Origin of the sequence: Streptomyces sp. NPDC127097, assembly GCF_042724075.1 — a bacterium.
In the GTDB taxonomy this organism is placed as follows: Bacteria; Actinomycetota; Actinomycetes; order Streptomycetales; family Streptomycetaceae; genus Streptomyces.
In genome coordinates this window covers 1-18,001 of record NZ_JBHXFI010000008.1, presented here as the reverse complement: position 1 = coordinate 18,001, position 18,001 = coordinate 1, and the positions used below count along the sequence as shown (strand labels likewise).

The 18,001-nt window shown below is 72.3% G+C and carries 10 protein-coding genes; 9 read left to right on the top strand and 1 reads right to left on the bottom strand.

The annotated features are described in order from the left end of the window. From ACFWJW_RS09270 to ACFWJW_RS09255, 4 genes are all read left to right on the top strand, one after another. Positions 1-1,935 carry an ABC transporter ATP-binding protein gene (locus ACFWJW_RS09270; protein WP_387237016.1) on the top strand — a complete coding sequence of 645 codons (1,935 nt, stop codon included), beginning with the start codon at positions 1-3 and terminating at the stop codon, positions 1,933-1,935. Next, on the top strand, positions 1,935-3,779 hold the full coding sequence (locus ACFWJW_RS09265) for an ABC transporter ATP-binding protein (protein WP_387237014.1): 1,845 nt from the start codon (positions 1,935-1,937) through the stop codon (positions 3,777-3,779). Before ACFWJW_RS09270 ends, ACFWJW_RS09265 begins: the two co-directional genes overlap by 1 nt. 385 nt (positions 3,780-4,164) lie before the next feature. Beyond that, the gene (locus tag ACFWJW_RS09260) at positions 4,165-6,444 is read left to right on the top strand and encodes a M4 family metallopeptidase (protein WP_387237012.1); all 2,280 of its coding nucleotides are present in this window, start codon (positions 4,165-4,167) and stop codon (positions 6,442-6,444) included. Between the two features lie 286 nt (positions 6,445-6,730). Next, entirely contained in the window at positions 6,731-8,362 is a 1,632-nt protein-coding gene (locus tag ACFWJW_RS09255; protein WP_387237010.1) for a M4 family metallopeptidase, read from the top strand. A gap of 134 nt (positions 8,363-8,496) precedes the next feature. On the opposite strand, the gene ACFWJW_RS09250 is transcribed toward ACFWJW_RS09255, so the two are convergent. Further along, positions 8,497-9,096, bottom strand: coding sequence for a hypothetical protein (locus ACFWJW_RS09250; protein ID WP_387237008.1), 600 nt, complete (start codon positions 9,094-9,096; stop codon positions 8,497-8,499). Positions 9,097-9,266: 170 nt separating this feature from the next. Between ACFWJW_RS09250 and ACFWJW_RS09245 the strand changes: the two genes are divergently transcribed. The 5 genes from ACFWJW_RS09245 to ACFWJW_RS09225 all read left to right on the top strand — a co-directional run bounded on the left by ACFWJW_RS09245 (position 9,267) and on the right by ACFWJW_RS09225 (position 17,810). Then, entirely contained in the window at positions 9,267-9,956 is a 690-nt protein-coding gene (locus ACFWJW_RS09245; protein ID WP_387237007.1) for a response regulator, read from the top strand. Continuing rightward, positions 9,953-11,521, top strand: a complete 1,569-nt coding sequence (locus tag ACFWJW_RS09240) for a sensor histidine kinase (RefSeq protein ID WP_387237005.1) — start codon at positions 9,953-9,955, stop codon at positions 11,519-11,521. Before ACFWJW_RS09245 ends, ACFWJW_RS09240 begins: the two co-directional genes overlap by 4 nt. A 674-nt stretch (positions 11,522-12,195) precedes the next feature. Further along, positions 12,196-14,199 carry a maltotransferase domain-containing protein gene (locus tag ACFWJW_RS09235; protein ID WP_387237003.1) on the top strand — a complete coding sequence of 668 codons (2,004 nt, stop codon included), beginning with the start codon at positions 12,196-12,198 and terminating at the stop codon, positions 14,197-14,199. Beyond that, positions 14,196-15,926: a maltose alpha-D-glucosyltransferase gene (treS, locus tag ACFWJW_RS09230; RefSeq protein ID WP_387237001.1), complete on the top strand. Its 1,731-nt coding sequence runs from the start codon at positions 14,196-14,198 to the stop codon at positions 15,924-15,926. The genes ACFWJW_RS09235 and treS overlap by 4 nt, the downstream gene beginning before the upstream one ends. A gap of 375 nt (positions 15,927-16,301) precedes the next feature. Further along, positions 16,302-17,810 (top strand): maltokinase, encoded by a 1,509-nt coding sequence (locus ACFWJW_RS09225; protein ID WP_387236999.1) that lies wholly within the window; start codon positions 16,302-16,304, stop codon positions 17,808-17,810. Positions 17,811-18,001: the final 191 nt, after the last annotated feature.

The following is an 18,001-nucleotide window of genomic DNA, read 5'->3' as shown; positions in this document are numbered from 1 at the left end:
ATGAGGAACGGGGCCGCACGGGGGCCGGGATTCCCCGACCTCCGCAGTGCCGGACGCTATGTGTGGTGGCTGGTGGTCAGTCAGCGGGGGCGGGTGGCGGCGGGCGCCACCTACGGGAGCCTGTGGATGGTCGGGCTGATGCTGCCGCCCTATGTGCTGTCCCGGGCCATCGACGAGGGGCTGGTGCCGGGCCGGATGCCGGTGCTGCTCGGCTGGGTGGCGGTGCTGCTCGGGGTCGGGGTGGCGAACGCCTGGCTGGCGGTCATGCGGCATCGCACCATGACCAGGATCCGGATGGACGCCACCTTCCGTACGGTGCGGGTCCTGGTGGCGCACACCCTGCGGCTGGGGGCCGCGCTGCCCCACAAGGTGACGGCCGGGGAGGTCGTCATGATCGGGATCGGCGATGTCGGGGTGATCAGCCAGACGCTGACGATGACCGGGCCCGGTGTCGGCGGGGTGCTGGCCTACGGGGTCGTCGCCGTGCTGCTGCTGACCGTCTCGCCGCTGCTGGCCGGGGTGGTGCTGCTGGGTGTCCCGCTGCTCGCACTGCTGGTCGGGCCGTTGCTGGGGCGGTTACAGGGAGCCGAGTCGCGATACCGCAAGCGGCAGAGCGGGCTGGCGGCCCGGTTGACGGACCTGGTCGGCGGGCTGCGGGTGCTCAACGGACTGGGCGGCAAGGACGTGTTCGCCGAACGTCACCGGCGCGAGGCGCGGGAGCTGCGGGACGAGGGCTACCGGGTCGGTGCGGTGACGAGCTGGGTGCAGGCCCTCGGGGTCGGCCTGCCGACGCTGTTCCTGGCCGCGGTGACCTGGCTCGCGGCCAGGATGGCGGCACAGGGGACCATCACCGTCGGCGAGTTGGTAGCCGTCTACGGATACGCGGCGGCGCTGGTGGTGCCGGTCTCGTTCTTCATCGAGGGCGGCTACGACCTCACCCGTGGGCTGGTCGCGGCCCGGCGGGTGGTGCGGTTCCTGCGGCTGGAGCCGGATGACGCGGAGGGCTCCGGGGGCACGGCCGGGGACGCGGCGGGGCGCACGGCCGGGAGCGTGGCCGCCGGGGACGCCCCCGACACCGGGAGCGTGGCCAGGGACGCCCCCGACGCCGGGAGCGCGGCCGGGGACGCCCCCGAGGCCGCGTCCGTGCTGCGGGATCCGGCGTCGGGCGTCGAGGTGGTGCCCGGTCTGCTGACGGCGGTGGCCGCCGCCCGGCCGGGCGAGTCGGCGGCGGTGGTCGACCGTCTGGGCCGGTTCGCGGATTCGGCCGCCACCTGGGGCGCGGTCCGTCTCGACCAGATCCCGCTCCCGCAGGTCCGCGACCGGATCCTGGTCGCCGACAACGAAGCCGACCTGTTCGCGGGGACGCTGCGCGAGGTGGTGGCCGGGCGCCGGGACCGCACCGAGGAGGCGATCGGCCGGGCCGTCCGGACGGCGCTGGCCGAGGACATCGTCCGCGGGCTGCCGGACGGGCTCGACTCGGCGGTCGAGGCGCAGGGCCGCAATCTCTCCGGCGGGCAGCGGCAGCGGCTGCGCCTGGTGCGGGCACTGCTGGCCGACCCCGAGGTGCTGCTCGCGGTGGAACCGACCTCCGCCGTCGACGCGCACACCGAGGCCGGCATCGCGGCCCGGCTGCACCGCGCGCGGGCGGGCCGTACGACCGTCGTCACCAGCACCTCGCCCCTGCTGCTGGACCGGGCCGACCGGGTGTACTTCCTCGTCGGCGGCCGGGTCGCCGCCGTCGGCAGCCACCGTCAACTCCTGGCCGAACAGCCCGGATACCGCCGCCTGGTGGCCCGCGGCGAGGACAAGGACGGTACGGACGAAGACCGTACGGACGAGGACGGCACGAACGGGAGCGGCACGGACCTGCCCCGCACGGACAACGGCACAGCCCCCCGCCGCCCCGAGGCCCCCGTGACCAAGGAGGACGTGTGATGACGGCGACCGCTACCCGGCCCGCACGGCCCGAGGACGCACTGCCGGGTGGTGCGGCGCTGCCGGTGGCCGATCCGGCCGCCACCCGGCGGGCGGCGCTCCGGCTGGTCCGGCGGGACGGCCGGGCCGTCGCCCTGATGCTCACGCTGAACGCCCTGGCGGCCGGCGCCGGACTGGCCGGCCCCTGGCTGCTCGGCCGGATCGTGGACACCGTGCGCTCCGGCGGCGGCGTGCACACGGTGGACCGGCTGGCGCTGGTCATCCTGGCGTGCGGGGTGGCACAGCTGCTGCTGGCGCGCTACGCCCGGTACGTCGGGCACCGCTTCGGCGAGCGGACCGTGGCGCGGGTCCGCGTGCAGTACGTGGAGCGGGCGCTGGCGCTGCCGGCCGCCGTCGTGGAGCGGGCCGGTACCGGCGATCTCACGGCCCGTGGGACAGCCGATGTCACCTCGGTCGCCCGGGCGCTGCGGGACGCCGTGCCGGAGGTGTGCGTCGCCGCGGCACAGGCCCTGTTCCTGCTGGGGGCGGTGGTGGTGCTCGATCCGCTGCTCGGCCTGTGCGGGCTGGGCGTGTTCAGCGGGGTGTTCGCGGTCCGCTGGTATCTGCGCCGGGCGCACGGCGCGTATCTGGCGGAGGGCGCGGCGACGTCGGCGCTCGCCGAGCTGCTGGCGGCCACCGCCGCGGGCGCGCGGACGGTCGAGGCGCTGGGGCTCCAGGAGCGCCGGACGGCGGCGAGCGAGCAGGCCGTCGAGCGCTGCCGCCGCACCCGCACCCGCACGCTGTTCCTGCGCAGTGTGCTGCTGCCGGCGGTGGATGTCGCCTATGTCGTCCCGGTGGTCGCCGTCCTGCTGGCCGGCGGGGCGCTGCACGGGCGGGGCGGGATCAGCCTGGGCGTGGTCATCACCGCGGCGCTGTATCTGCGGCAGCTGTCCGACCCGTTGGCGACGGTGCTGTTCTGGGCCGAGCAACTCCAGAGCAGCGGCGCCGCGTTCGCCCGTGTCGAGGGGCTGGGCCGGGCCCCGCGGACGAGGACCGCCCCCGCCGCCCCCGCCGCCCTCCTCCCACACCCTGCCGCGGAGTCCTCCCCCACCGTCCCCGCCGACGACCGCATCGAGGTCACCGCCGTCCACTACGCCTACGGGGCCGGGGGTCCGGGCCCGGCCGCGGACCGGGATGTCCTGCACGGTGTGGACCTGACCGTCCGCCCCGGCGAACGCCTCGCCGTGGTCGGCCCCTCGGGCGCCGGGAAGTCCACCCTGGGGCGGCTGCTGGCCGGGATCGACGCGCCGCGGCACGGCTCGGTGACGGTCGGCGGGGTGCCGGTCGCCGCGCTGGATCCGGCCGCGCTGCGCCGCCAGGTCGTCCTCGTCACCCAGGAGCACCATGTGTTCCTGGGCACCCTCCGGGACAATCTCCAGATCGCCGCGCCCGACGCCGGGGACGCCGCGCTGGGTGCCGCACTGGCCGCCGTGGGCGCGGAGTGGGCCGCGGAGCTGCCGGCCGGCCTGGACACCGAGCTGGGCGCCGGCGGCCGGCGCCTCGGCGGCTCCCAGTCGCAGCAACTGGCCCTGGCCCGTGTGGTGCTGGCCGATCCGCACACGGTGATCCTGGACGAGGCGACCGCGCTGCTCGATCCGCGGACGGCCCGGCACACCGAACGCGCCCTGGCCGCCGTCCTGACGGGCCGTACGGTCATCGCCATCGCCCACCGTCTGCACACCGCCCACGACGCGGACCGGGTGGCCGTCATGGAGGAGGGCCGGCTGACCGAACTCGGCACCCATGACGACCTGGTGGCGGCGAACGGGGCCTACGCCGGCCTGTGGCGCTCGTGGCACGGCTAGGGCGTGTCCGTGGAAGACCTCCGTCCGGGCCGGTGCGGCCGCCCCGGCTCGTACGGACGTTCAGTCCTCCGTCCGGCTTCCGGACACCGATTTCGGGCAACGGACGGTTTCCGGCCAATTAGTTGAACGGAGCCTGACAACGAGCCGCTGACGGTGGGACTCTTCCCGGCAACCGCCGCACGGGCCCCCACAGCACCACACCCCGCGGCCGGAAGTTCCACCCGCACCACCCGTTCCACCCGTTCCACCCGAACACCCAGCACCTCACGTACGTCTCCCCCCACACGCTCCAAGAGTTCTGCCTCGCTCTGCCCGGACGGCCGTTTCGCCGCCCGGTCCCCCTCGGCCGCAGCGTCATGTGGCGGCCACCGCAGAAGGAGTCAGTGTGAGACGCACCCCCCATGGACGCGCCGTCGCGACCGGCGCACTGGTCGCCGTCACGGCGATGCTGGCCGTCGGCGTTCAGGCCGGTACCGGCACGGCGGCCGCCCCGCGGCCGGGCAGCACGCATGCCACCCCCGATCCCGGCGCCCTGCCGGCCAAGCTGTCCCCGTCCCAGCGTGCGGAGCTGATACGGGCAGCCGGCGCCACCACCGCCGAGACCGCGCGGCAGCTGAAGCTCGGCGCGAAGGAGAAGCTGGTCGTCAAGGACGTCTCGAAGGATGTCGACGGCACCGTTCACACCCGCTACGAGCGCACTTACGACGGACTGCCCGTCCTCGGCGGTGACCTCGTGGTGCACGAGAGCAAGGGCGGCACGTTCAAGGGCGTCACCAAGGCCGTCCGCTCCCAGCTGAAGGTCGCGAGCACCACCGCGAAGGTGAAGCCGGCCGCGGCCGAGGCGAAGGCCGTCAAGGCGGCGCAGGCCCGCGGTTCGGAGAAGACCGAGGCCGCGAAGGCCCCGCGCAAGGTGGTCTGGGTCGCCGACGGCAAGCCGCTGCTGGCGTACGAGACGGTGGTCGGCGGGCTCCAGGACGACGGCACCCCCAACCAGCTGCACGTCATCACGGACGCCACGACCGGCGCCAAGATCTTCGAGTACCAGGGGATCGAGAACGGCGTCGGCAACACCCAGTACAGCGGCAAGGTCACCGTCGGCTCGTCGGGCTCGGCGCCGAACTTCTCGCTGACCGACCCCACCCGCGGCAACCACAAGACCTACGACCTCAAGCACGGCTCGTCCGGCACCGGTTCGCTGTTCACCGACGCCGACGACACCTGGGGCGACGGCACCCCGCAGAACGCCCAGACGGCGGGTGCCGACGCTGCCTTCGGTGCCCAGGTGACCTGGGACTACTACAAGAACGTGCACGGCCGCAGCGGCATCAAGGGCGACGGCGTGGGCGCCTACTCCCGGGTGCACTACGGCAACAGCTACGTCAACGCCTTCTGGGACGACGGCTGCTTCTGCATGACGTACGGCGACGGCAGCGGCAACGCCGCCCCGCTGACGTCCATCGACGTGGCCGGCCACGAGATGTCGCACGGTGTCACCGCGGCCACCGCCGACCTCACCTACAGCGGTGAGTCCGGCGGCCTCAACGAGGCGACCTCCGACATCTTCGGTACGGCGGTGGAGTTCTACGCCAACAACTCCTCCGACCCCGGTGACTACCTCATCGGCGAGAAGATCGACATCAATGGCGACGGCACCCCGCTGCGCTACATGGACAAGCCGTCCAAGGACGGGGCGTCGGCCGACTACTGGTCGAGCAACGTCGGCAACAAGGACGTGCACTACTCGTCCGGTGTCGCCAACCACTTCTTCTACCTGCTGTCCGAGGGCAGCGGCCCGAAGGACATCGGCGGCGTCCACTACGACAGCCCGACCTTCGACAACCTGCCGGTCCCGGGCATCGGCCGGGCCAACGCCGAGAAGGTGTGGTTCAAGGCACTCAGCCAGTACATGAGCGCCAACACCAACTACGCGGCCGCCCGCACCGCCACCCTCAAGGCCGCCGCCGACCTGTTCGGCGAGGGCAGCGCCTCGTACAACACGGTCGCCAACACCTGGGCGGCGGTCAACGTCGGCGCCCGCGTCCCGGACGGCGGCGGCGTCACCGTCACCAACCCGGGCAACCAGACCAGCACCGTGGGCCAGGCGGCGAGCCTCCAGATCAAGGCGACCAGCGGCACCGCGGGCGCACTGACCTACGCGGCGACCGGGCTGCCCGCCGGGCTGTCGCTCAACGCGACCACGGGTCTGATCTCCGGTACGCCGACCACGGCCGCCACCAGCAATGTGACGGTCACGGTCACCGACGCCGCGAAGAAGACCGGCACCACCGCCTTCACCTGGACGGTCAACGCGGCCGGCGGCGGCAATGTCTTCGAGAACGCCGACGATGTGCAGATCCCGGACGCGGGCTCGGCGGTCACCTCGCCGATCAACGTCGGCCGCAGCGGCAACGCGCCGAGCACGCTGAAGGTCGCGGTGGACATCGTGCACACCTACCGCGGTGACCTGGTCGTGGACCTGGTCGCCCCGGACGGCACGGCCTACCGGCTGAAGAACGCCAGCGCGTTCGACTCGGCGGCCAACGTGAAGACCACGTACACCGTCAACGCCTCCTCGGAGAAGGCCAGTGGCACCTGGAAGCTGCGGGTCCAGGACGTCTACTCCCAGGACACGGGTTACATCAACGGCTGGAAGCTGACCTTCTGACCGGAGGCAGCACTCAGCCGTCACTTAGGTGTGACATAGGCGGGTCACAGATCTCGCCACCGCACAACTGACACACACGGCACGCGCGTTGGGCGTCGTTCCCTGAAATCCGGGGGCGGCGCCCAGCTCCGTTATGCGAACGGCGTGTCCCTCTCTACGGACAATTTTCAGCCAATCCCCGAACACCCTCCTGACATGCACGCGTTCGAATGGCAGTCTTCCCGAACGCACGTCACACCCGCATCGCTTTGCACCCCCACCACTTGGCAAAGTTGAAGGAGCACGCGTGACCCCCCGCATATCCCGTAAGACCCGTGTCGTCGGTACCTCGATCGCCGTTGCCGCCCTCGTGGCCGCCGGCATCACCGCTGGTACCGCCGGCGCCTCCCCCGCCCAGCCCCCCACCGCGGACGGTTCGCCCCTCAAGCTCACCGCCTCGCACCGCGCGGAACTGCTGCGCGACGCGAGCGCGACCAAGGCGCAGACCGCCAAGGAACTGGGCCTGGGCGCACAGGAGAAGCTGGTCGTCAAGGACGTCATCAAGGACGCTGACGGCACCACGCACACCCGCTACGACCGCACCTACGCCGGCCTGCCGGTGCTGGGCGGCGACCTGATCGTGCACACCGCCAAGGGCGGCGCGGTCAAGAGCACCACCAAGTCGACCGAGAAGTCGGTCAAGGTGGCCTCCACCACGGCGAAGATCGCCCCGACCGCCGCCGCGAAGTCCGCCCAGGGCACCGCGGTGAAGTCGCTCAGCGCGAAGAAGGCCGACGCGCAGGCGCCCAAGAAGGTCGTCTGGGCCGCCTCCGGCACCCCGACGCTCGCCTACGACACCGTCGTCAAGGGCGTGAAGAAGGACGGCACCCCGAGCCGGATGCACGTCATCACCGACGCCAACAGCGGCAAGAAGCTGTTCCAGTACGACGAGATCCGTACCGGCAAGGGCGAGAGCGAGTACAGCGGCAGCGTCGAGCTGGGCACCTCCAAGGAGGGCAACGGCTTCACGCTGACCGACAAGGAGCGCGGTGGCCACAAGACCACCAACCTCGAGAACGGCGAGTCCGGTGACGGCAAGGCGTTCACGGACGAGGACGACAAGTGGGGCACCGGCAAGCCGGACAACCCGCAGACCGCCGCCGTCGACGCGCACTACGGCGCGGGCGTGACCTGGGACTACTACAAGGAGGTGCACGGCCGCAGCGGTATCAAGGGCGACGGCAAGGGTGCCTCCTCGCGTGTCCACTACGGCAAGAGCTACGTCAACGCCTTCTGGGACGACAGCTGCTTCTGCATGACGTACGGCGACGGCGAGGGCGACAAGGCCCCGCTGACCGCGCTGGACGTCGCGGCGCACGAGATGTCGCACGGTGTCACCTCCGCCACCGCCAACCTCACCTACAGCGGTGAGTCCGGCGGCCTCAACGAGGGCACCTCGGACATCTTCGGGACCTCGGCCGAGTTCTTCGCCAAGAGCGAGAAGGACCCGGGCGACTACCTCATCGGCGAGAAGATCGACATCAACGGTGACGGTACCCCGCTGCGCTACATGGACAAGCCGTCCAAGGACGGTCAGTCGCAGGACAACTGGGACTCCAAGACCGGTGACCTCGACCCGCACTACTCCTCGGGTGTCGCCAACCACTTCTTCTACCTGCTGTCCGAGGGCAGCGGCCCGAAGGAGATCGGTGGCGTCAAGTACGACAGCCCGACGGCGGACGGCAAGAAGGTCGAGGGCATCGGCCGGGACAAGGCCGAGAAGATCTGGTTCAAGGCCCTGACCGAGTACATGACCTCGAACACCGACTACAAGGCCGCCCGTGAGGCGACCGTCAAGGCCGCCACCGACCTGTACAAGGCCGGCAGCGCCGAGGTCAAGGGCGTCGAGGCCGCTTGGACCGGTGTCGCCGTCAAGTGACGCAACGTGCGGGAACGTGCTGATCGTCCCGGGGTGATCTGACCCCGGCGCGGGCGGTGTCCGGAGATCTCCGGGCACCGCCTTCGCGCGTGACGGGGGCGGGAGTTCACCCGCCCGGGATGACGGAACGGTCCTCAGCAGGACGCCTCCGGCCCGTTCTCCTTCCGCGCCCGGGCCCGGCCGTAGCTCCATGCGCCCGCACCCACCAGCACCGCCGCCCCGGCCCCGTACAGCGGCAGCCAGAGGGTCGTCGTGGCGGACAGGCAGTCGGCGACGGCCACATGACTGCGGGCCTGCTGCGCGCGGGCCAGCGCGGCCCGGTCGCGACCGCTCAGCTGCGCCAGCTCCGCCTCCGTCCGGAGGCTCTCGTACCTGCCCAGTTCACCGCACCCGCTGCGGGTCCCCTCCATCGGGAACAGCCACGCCCAGCGCTGGAGCATCGGCGCCAAGGTGATCGCGAGGCACAGACCGACGGTCAGCGCGAACGCGGTCAGTTTCCGCAGATACGCGGTGCGGAGGCCGGGCGTCCAGGCCGGCAGTGCGTAGAAGGAGCAGACCACCGCGAGCAGCGTCACCCCTACGTAGGTGGCGAACCACTGCCAGGAGCCCTGCGCGAGAGCGGCCGTCAGCACGGCGGCGAGGGCGATGCCGATGACCCCGGCCTCACCGCCGGCGGCCCGGCCGGCGCCGGGGCCTGCCGGTTCCCGGGTGCCGTGCGGGCTGGGCTGGTTCACGGGCCGCTCCTGCGGGTCGGAGGCCCTCAGCATCCGGCACCCCGCGCCGCCGGCCCCGGCACCGTGCCGGACGGGCCCGGGAGCCCGCCCGGTTGGGGGAGGAACCGCACACCACGGCGGCGCGGCCGGGAGCAGGCCGGAGCACCCTGCCCGCCGCTTAGTCTGACGGTATGACTGAGTCCCGCGGCGGCCCGCCCGTCAGCCGTACCAGGGTCCTGCTCGCCGACGACGAGCCCTTGATGCGGGCCGGTGTGCGCGCGATCCTCGGCACCGCGCCCGATATCGAGGTCGTCGCGGAGGCCGCCGACGGCCGCGAGACGATCGACCAGGCGCTCCGGCACCGGCCCGATATCTGTCTGCTGGACATCCGGATGCCGCGGCTGGACGGCCTCGGGGTCGCCGCGGAGCTGGCCAGGGCGCTGCCCGCCACCGCCGTCGTGATGCTGACGACGTTCTCCGAGGACGAGTACATCGCCGGCGCCCTCGGCTCGGGCGCGGCCGGCTTTCTGCTCAAGTCCGGCGATCCGCGGGAGCTGATCGCCGGGGTGCGGGCCGTCGCCGAGGGCGGCTCCTGCCTCTCGCCGTCCGTCGCCCGGCGCGTCATCTCGCACCTGGGCGGCGGGCAGTTGGGCCGCGGAGCGGCCGCCCGCACGCGGGTCGCCGAGCTGACCGGGCGGGAGCGCGAGGTGCTCGGGCTGGTCGGCGCCGGGCTGTCCAACGCGGAGATCGCCCAGCGGCTGTTCCTGGTCGAGGGCACCGTCAAGGCGCATGTCAGCGCGATCCTCGCCCGGCTGGGCTTCCGGAACCGCGTCCAGGCGGCGATCCTCGCGTACGAGGCGGGCCTGGTCCCGGCGTCATGACGCCGTGGACGCGCCCGGACGCCCGGCGGCTGCGCGCCCTCGCCCCCGCGCTGGGACTCTGGCTCGCGCTGTGCGGTCCGGCGGCGCTCGTCGTCGCCTCCCTCGACGGCGCCCAGCGGTGGGCCACCGCGGCCGCTTTCCCGCTGCTCGGCGTCTGTGTGCTGCTGCACCGGCGCAGTCCGCTCACGGCGCTGGCGCTGCCGATCGCGCCGAGCCTGGTGATCTCGCTGGATCTGTTCACCACCGGCTACTGCGTCGCGCTGGCGGCGTTCGGCTATCTGGCCGGGGTCCGGCTGTCCCGGGCCCGCCCGGCGCTGTGGTTCTTCTCCGCCGTGGCGGCCGGCGGGCTGCCGCTGGCCGCGGTGGTGGGCCGCACGGTGTGGCCGTGGTTCTCGCTGCTGTTGACGCTGCTGCTCAATGTGGTGCTGCCGTGGCTGCTGGGCCGCTACCGCCGGCAGTACGCCGAACTCGCCCGTACCGGCTGGCAGCTCGCCGAGCGGATGGAGCGCGAACAACAGGCCGTCGCCGATCGCACCCGGCTGCGTGAACGGGCCCGGATCGCCGGCGACATGCATGACTCCCTCGGCCATGACCTGGCCCTGATCGCCCTGCGGGCCGGGGCGCTGGAGGTCGATCCGCGGCTGGACGCGGACCGACAGGCGGCTGCCGGTGAGCTACGGGCCGCGGCCGGGACGGCGACCGAACGGCTGCGGGAGATCATCGGCGTGCTGCGCACCGATGACGAGAGCGCGCCCCGGGTACCGGCGGACGAGAGCGTGGCGCGGCTGGTGGAGCGGGCGCGGGCGTCCGGGATGACGGTGACCCTGGAGCAGGCGGACGGCACCGGGAACGGCACGCTTCCGGCCATGACCGGACACGCCCTGCACCGCGTCGTCCAGGAGGCGCTGACCAATGCCGCCAAACACGCCCCCGGCGCGGCCGTCCGGGTGCGGATCGGACGGGCCGACGGGCAGGTGCAGGTCACGGTGGCCAACACCGCGGGATCGGCCGGTCCGGGGGCCGGGCCGGTCTCCGGCGGCAGCGGGCTGGTGGGACTGGACGAGCGGGTACGGCTGGCGGGCGGCGCGCTGCGGGCCGGCCCCACCCCGGAGGGCGGCTTCATGGTCTCGGCCCGGCTGCCGACCGCCGGCGGCGCCCGCCCGGAAGCCTTCGCCCGCCCCGAACCCACCGCGGCCCAGCGGGAGTTGGCGCACGCCCGGCGGCAGCTGCGGCGCCGGCTCCGGCAGATGGTGGCGGCCCCGGTGGCGCTGCTGGCGGCCGTAGTGGTGCTGAGCAGCATCTACCACCTGGTCAGCCCGTCCTGGACGGTGCTGGAGCGGCAGCACTACACGGCGCTGCGCCTCGGCGCCGACCGCTCCCGGGTGGCGTCCCAGCTGCCGTTCTTCGCCCTGGACGCCCCGCCGGACGGCACCCCGCCGCCCCCGCACGACTGGACCTGCGTCTACTACAGCGTCCGCCCCGGCTCCGACTCCGCCTACGAGCTCTGTTTCGGCGACGACGAGCGGCTGGTCAAGAAGAGCGTGGTGAAGCGCCGGGACCGCTAGGCGGCCGCGCCGGGCGCCATTCCGTAGGCCCGCCGGACCGGCCCCGCCGAAGCCGACCCCGCCGGCGCCGAACCCGCGGACCGGCGCCCGCAACTCGCCCCCGTCACAGGCGCCTTCCCCCGCCGTCCCCCGCCCGGACTCCGCTCCGATGCCTCCTACCGCCCCGTCCGCCGATATGGCTGATTCCACCCCCTCATGCGCTCTTGTACGGACTCCCTCCTGGAGAGAGGCTGCGGTGTGGCGCCGATGGGCCCCGGCGCGGCACCGGACATCCGCACACCGCAACTCCGCTGTGATCAGACCGAGTTGAGGAGGCGAACGCCGACCGTGTCAGCGCAGCGCCGCAGTCGTCCGCGCGGGGGCGGGAAGGCGTCCGCCGGGTCATGGCGGGCGCATGATGACCGGCCGCCGGTGAGGCCCGTTCCGCCGCGCGTCCCGGTCGTCGTCCGGGGCGGGGCGCCCCGTATCCGTCCGGCACCCGCGGCGCCCACCCGCACCGGGTCCCGCGGGGGAACCGCCGACCAGGGGCCGGGGAAGCACCGATCCGCCCCGCCGTGCCATCCGCCAGCCGAGTGAAAGCGGACAGGAGCGCCCATGCCCGCAGCCGGTCCGCCTGCCGTGAAGCGGATACAAAGGACAAAACCCTGCAAAGCACCACAAGCCCAGGTGAGCCCATGATCGGTCGCATTCCTGTTCTGGACATCCGCCCGCAGATCGATTGCGGCCGCCGCCCGGCCAAGGCCGTGGTGGGTGAGACCTTCGAGGTCTCGGCCACCGTCTTCCGCGAAGGGCATGACGCCGTCGCGGCGAATGTGGTGCTGCGCAATCCGGCCGGGCGCTGCGGCCCCTGGACGCCGATGCAGGAGCGGGAACCCGGCACCGACCGGTGGAGCGCCGAGGTCACCCCCGGCATCGAGGGCCGCTGGACGTTCACCGTCGAGGCATGGTCCGATCCGGTCACCACCTGGCGGCGGCATGCCGCCATCAAGATCCCGGCGGGCATCGACACCGAGCTGATGCTCGCCGAGGGTGCCGAGCTCCATGAGCGGGCGGCGGCCGAGGTCCCCAAGAGCGACGGGCGCGAGGCGGTGCTCGCCGCCGTGGACGCGCTGCGCGACGCCGGGCTGTCCGCCGCGACCCGGCTGGCCGCGGCGCTCACCCCCCAGGTCACCGAGGCGCTGGCCCGCCATCCGCTGCGCGAACTGCTCACCGTCTCGCGTCCGATGCCGCTGGTCGTCGAGCGCCGGCGGGCGCTGTTCGGCTCGTGGTACGAGCTCTTCCCGCGCTCCGAGGGCGCCACCGTCACCCCGGACGGCACGGCCGTCAGCGGCACCCTGCGCACCGCCGCCGACCGGCTGCCGGCCGTCGCCGCCATGGGCTTCGACGTGGTCTACCTCCCGCCCGTCCACCCCATCGGCACCGCCTTCCGCAAGGGCCCCAACAATGCGCTCACGGCCGGCCCGGACGATGTCGGCTCCCCCTGGGCCATCGGCTCACCGGCCGGCGGCCATGACGCCCTCCACCCGGACCTGGGCACCTTCGACGACTTCGCACACTTCGTCCGCACCGCCCGTGACCTGCGGATGGAGGTGGCCCTGGACTTCGCGCTCCAGTGCTCCCCGGACCACCCCTGGGTCACCCTGCACCCCCAGTGGTTCCACCACCGCGCGGACGGCTCGATCGCCTACGCGGAGAACCCGCCGAAGAAGTACCAGGACATCTACCCGCTCGCCTTCGACACCGACTTCCGCGGGCTGGTCCGCGAGACCGAACGCGTGCTGCGCTTCTGGATGGCCAAGGGCGTACGGATCTTCCGGGTGGACAACCCCCACACCAAGCCGGTGGCCTTCTGGGAGAAGGTGATCGGCGACATCAACCGGACCGATCCGGACGTGCTCTTCCTCGCCGAGGCGTTCACCCGCCCGGCCATGCTGCACACCCTCGCCGAGATCGGCTTCCACCAGTCGTACACCTACTTCACCTGGCGCAACACCAAGCAGGAGCTGACCGACTACCTCACCGAACTGACCGGCGAGAGCGCTTCCTACCTGCGGCCGAATTTCTTCGTGAACACCCCGGACATCCTGCACGCCTACCTCCAGGAGGGCGGCCGCCCCGCCTTCGAGGTACGCGCCGTACTGGCCGCCACCCTGTCCCCCACCTGGGGCGTCTACGCCGGATATGAGCTCTGCGAGTCGACGCCGGTACGCCGCGGCAGCGAGGAGTACCTGGACTCGGAGAAGTACCAACTCAGGCCGCGCGACTGGGATGCGGCGGCCAGGGAGGGACGCACCATCGCCCCCCTGATCACCACGCTCAACCGCATCCGCCGCCGGCACCCTGCCCTTCAGCAGCTGCGCAATCTGCGCTTCCACCACGTCGACAACGAGGCCGTCCTCGCCTACTCCAAGCGCGAGGGGCACGGCGACCGGGCCGACACGGTGCTCACGGTGGTCAACCTCGACCCGCACCACACCCACGAGGCGACGGTGTCGTTGGACATGCCGGAACTCGGCCTCGGCCGGCACGAGTCCTTTCCGGTGCGCGACGAGCTCACCGGCGATACCTACCACTGGGGCAGGGACAACTATGTGCGCCTGGAGCCGGGCCGCTCTCTCGCGCCCGCCCATGTGCTGTCGCTGCGACCGTCCTCACCGATCGGAGGGTCACCCAATTGATCGTCAATGAGCCTGTCCCCGACACATTCGAGGACACCCCGGCGAAGGACCGCGATCCCGACTGGTTCAAACGGGCCGTTTTCTACGAAGTCCTGGTGCGCTCCTTCCAGGACAGCAACGGCGACGGCATCGGCGACCTCAAGGGCATCACGGCCAAGCTCGACTATCTGCAATGGCTGGGGGTGGACTGCCTCTGGCTGCCGCCGTTCTTCAAATCCCCGCTGCGGGACGGCGGTTACGATGTCGCCGACTACACCGCGGTGCTCCCCGAATTCGGTGACCTGGCCGATTTCGTGGAATTCGTGGACGCCGCACACCATCGCGGTATGCGGGTCATCATCGACATGGTGATGAACCACACCAGCGACCAGCACCCGTGGTTCCAGGAATCGCGCACCGACCCCGAGGGGCCGTACGGCGACTATTACGTCTGGGCCGACGACGACAAGCAGTACGCCGACGCCCGCATCATCTTCGTCGACACCGAGGCTTCCAACTGGACCTTCGACCCGGTCCGCAAGCAGTACTACTGGCACCGCTTCTTCTCCCACCAGCCGGATCTCAACTACGAGAACCCGGCGGTCCAGGAAGAGATGATCTCCGCCCTGCGGTTCTGGCTGGACCTGGGGATCGACGGCTTCCGGCTGGACGCGGTGCCGTATCTCTACGCCGAAGAGGGCACCAACTGCGAGAACCTGCCGGCCTCGCACGCCTTCCTCAAGCGGGTCCGCGCGGAAATCGACGCGCATTACCCGGACACCGTACTGCTGGCCGAGGCCAATCAATGGCCGGAGGACGTCGTCGACTACTTCGGCGATTACGGCGTCGGCGGCGACGAATGCCATATGGCCTTCCACTTCCCGGTCATGCCGCGCATCTTCATGGCGGTACGCCGCGAATCGCGCTATCCGGTCTCGGAAATCCTCGCCAAGACCCCGGCGATTCCGTCCGGCTGCCAGTGGGGCATCTTCCTGCGCAACCACGACGAGCTGACCCTCGAAATGGTCACGGACGAAGAGCGCGACTACATGTACGCGGAGTACGCCAAGGACCCGCGTATGCGGGCCAATATCGGCATTCGCCGGCGACTGGCCCCGCTGCTCGACAACGACCGCAATCAGATCGAGCTCTTCACGGCCCTGCTGCTTTCCCTGCCGGGTTCGCCGATCCTCTATTACGGCGACGAGATCGGCATGGGCGACAACATCTGGCTCGGCGACCGGGACGCGGTGCGCACTCCGATGCAGTGGACGCCGGACCGCAACGCCGGCTTCTCCTCCTGCGACCCGGGCCGGCTCTTCCTGCCGACCATCATGGACCCGGTCTACGGCTACCAGGTCACCAATGTCGAGGCCGCGATGAGTTCACCCTCCTCGCTGCTGCACTGGACCCGGCGGATGATCGAGATCCGTAAGCAGAATCCGGCGTTCGGGCTCGGCAGCTACACCGAGCTGTCCTCCACGAACCCGGCGGTGCTGGCCTTCCTCCGGGAGGCGCCGGGCACCGGCGGCGCGGACGACGACCTGGTGCTGTGCGTGCACAACTTCTCGCGCTTCGCCCAGCCCACGGAGCTGGACCTGCGGTCGTTCAGCGGCCGCCATCCGGTGGAACTCATCGGCGGGGTCCGCTTCCCGGCCATCGGGGAGCTGCCCTATCTGCTGACCCTCGCCGGCCACGGGTTCTACTGGTTCCGGCTGCGCAGAAACGCAAGTCAGCCGGTGCCCTGACCGGGCACGGGCGCCGGAAAGACGCCCGTACGCGGCCACCTGGCACGTACGGGCGTTTTTTGACCTTTCGCTCGGGCAGCCTCCCTACTACCGCACGGGCCGGGTGAGCCATCGTCGGTCCCCCCGGCTCGGGAGGGGCCCGCCGCGCAGCGGAAGCAGCGCACGCCGGAAGACCGCTGCCGTACGGACGCTCTCGCCCGCCCGGGCGTGTCCGCAAGGTCCCGTCGTCCGCCGCGAGCCGGACGGGACCTTGCGGATACGCCCGAGCCCCGGACTCCGTCTGGGGGTACCCCCACCGCGCCGCCGCACAGTCAAGGCCGCATTCCGGGACACTTCGTCCTATATGTCGTGTGCCCGGGGAAAGGACTCGACGCCATGTCGGACACCGCCTCGACCCGTGCCACCCGCAACACCCCAGATCGCCGCCCGCTCGTCTCGGCCCCCGATCTGCTGTCCTCGCTGGTTCCGCTGCTCGCCGACTGGGTGCCACGCCAGCGCTGGTTCGCCGGGAAGGGGCGGCTGGTCACCGGCTTCACCCTGCTCTCGGCGACCGAGCTGCTGCCGTGCACCGGCGACGGCACCGCACCGGGCCTGCTGCAACTGCTCGTCCGCGCCCAGCAGAGCGCGCCACCGAGCCGTACCCCGGCCGGCGGCGACCGCTACCAGCTGCTGCTGGGAGTGCACCCCGCGCCGCCGCCCCAGCTGGCGCCCGCGGTGGTCGGGCGCCCCGGCGGCGGACCGCTGCGCGGCCGCACCGTCTATGACGCGCTGCTCGACAGCAGGCTCTGCGGGGTGCTGCTGGAGCGGCTGCGGGTCCCGGGCCGGCTCGGCGCGCTGCGCTTCTGCCGGGAGCCCGATGCCGTCATCCCCGCCGGGCTGCCGGGCCGGCCGATCGCCGTCGAGCAGTCCAACTCCTCGATCGTCTACGGCGATTCCTTCATCCTGAAGGTCTTCCGGCGGGTCGAGCCGGGCATCAACCCGGATCTGGAGCTGCCGCGCGCCCTCGCGGACGCCAAGTGCGCACGGGTGCCCGCGCCCGCGGCGTGGTTCGAGTCGGCGGCCCCCGACGAGGGCGGCGAGCCGACCACGCTGGGCGTGCTCCAGCCCTTCCTGCCGGGCTCGGCGGACGGCTGGCAGCTGGCGCTGAACGCGCTGGCCGTACGCGCCGACTTCACCGGCTCGGCGCGGGCGCTCGGCCATGCCACCGCCGAGGTGCACACCGCGCTCGCCCAGACGCTGCCGACCACCGAGCTGCGCCGCCCGCAGCTGGAGGTGATCGCGGCCCAGATGACCGAGCGGCTGACGGCCACCGCCCGCGCCGTGCCCGTGCTCCAGCCCTACCGGGCCCGGTTGCGTACCGCCTTCGACGCGCTGGCCGCGGTCGGTCACGACGGCCGCAGCTGGGCCGCCCAGCGCATCCACGGCGATCTGCACCTGGGCCAGACGCTGCGCTCCGCCGACGAGGGCCGCTGGTCGCTGATCGACTTCGAGGGCGAACCGGCCCGCCCGCTCGCCGAGCGGCGCCGGCCGCAGCCCGCGGTGCGTGATGTCGCGGCGATGCTGCGCTCGTTCGACTATGCCGCGCGCAGCGGACCGGCGGGCGGCGACCCCTGGTCGCTGGAGTGGGCGCGGCGCACCCGGGACGCCTTCTGCCTCGGATACGCCGAGGCCGGCGGGCTCGATCCGCGCTCCGCGCCCGAACTGATGCGCGCCTACGAGACCGACAAGGCCGTCTACGAAGTGCTCTACGAGGCCCGGCACCGGCCCGACTGGCTGGCCGTCCCGATGGCCGCCGTCCGGCGCCTGGCGGCGGGCGGGGAGCGGGCCATGGGAAGGGACGGGACCGGCCCGGCCCGGGCCACCGGGCCCGACGGCCGGGGGTGAGGGCCCGCAGCCGAACCGCCCCACCGCCGCCCGCCCGTCCGTCCCCGAGACCTGACCCATGCCCCGCCCCGAGGAGGCCCTCTCGTGACCGCCCGCCCGTCACCCGCCACCACCCCGGCCGGAATGGCTGCGCCATCCCCCTCCGCCTCTCCGTCACCCGCCACCACCCCGGCCGGAATGGCTGCGCCATC

Excerpts from the sequence above, each read along its gene's own strand:
- ACFWJW_RS09270 (WP_387237016.1), top strand. The coding sequence starts at position 1 with ATGAGGAACGGGGCCGCACGGGGGCCGGGATTCCCCGACCTCCGCAGT.
- ACFWJW_RS09265 (WP_387237014.1), top strand. The coding sequence starts at position 1,935 with ATGACGGCGACCGCTACCCGGCCCGCACGGCCCGAGGACGCACTGCCG.
- ACFWJW_RS09245 (WP_387237007.1), top strand. The coding sequence starts at position 9,267 with ATGACTGAGTCCCGCGGCGGCCCGCCCGTCAGCCGTACCAGGGTCCTG.
- ACFWJW_RS09240 (WP_387237005.1), top strand. The coding sequence starts at position 9,953 with ATGACGCCGTGGACGCGCCCGGACGCCCGGCGGCTGCGCGCCCTCGCC.
- ACFWJW_RS09235 (WP_387237003.1), top strand. The coding sequence starts at position 12,196 with ATGATCGGTCGCATTCCTGTTCTGGACATCCGCCCGCAGATCGATTGC.
- ACFWJW_RS09225 (WP_387236999.1), top strand. The coding sequence starts at position 16,302 with ATGTCGGACACCGCCTCGACCCGTGCCACCCGCAACACCCCAGATCGC.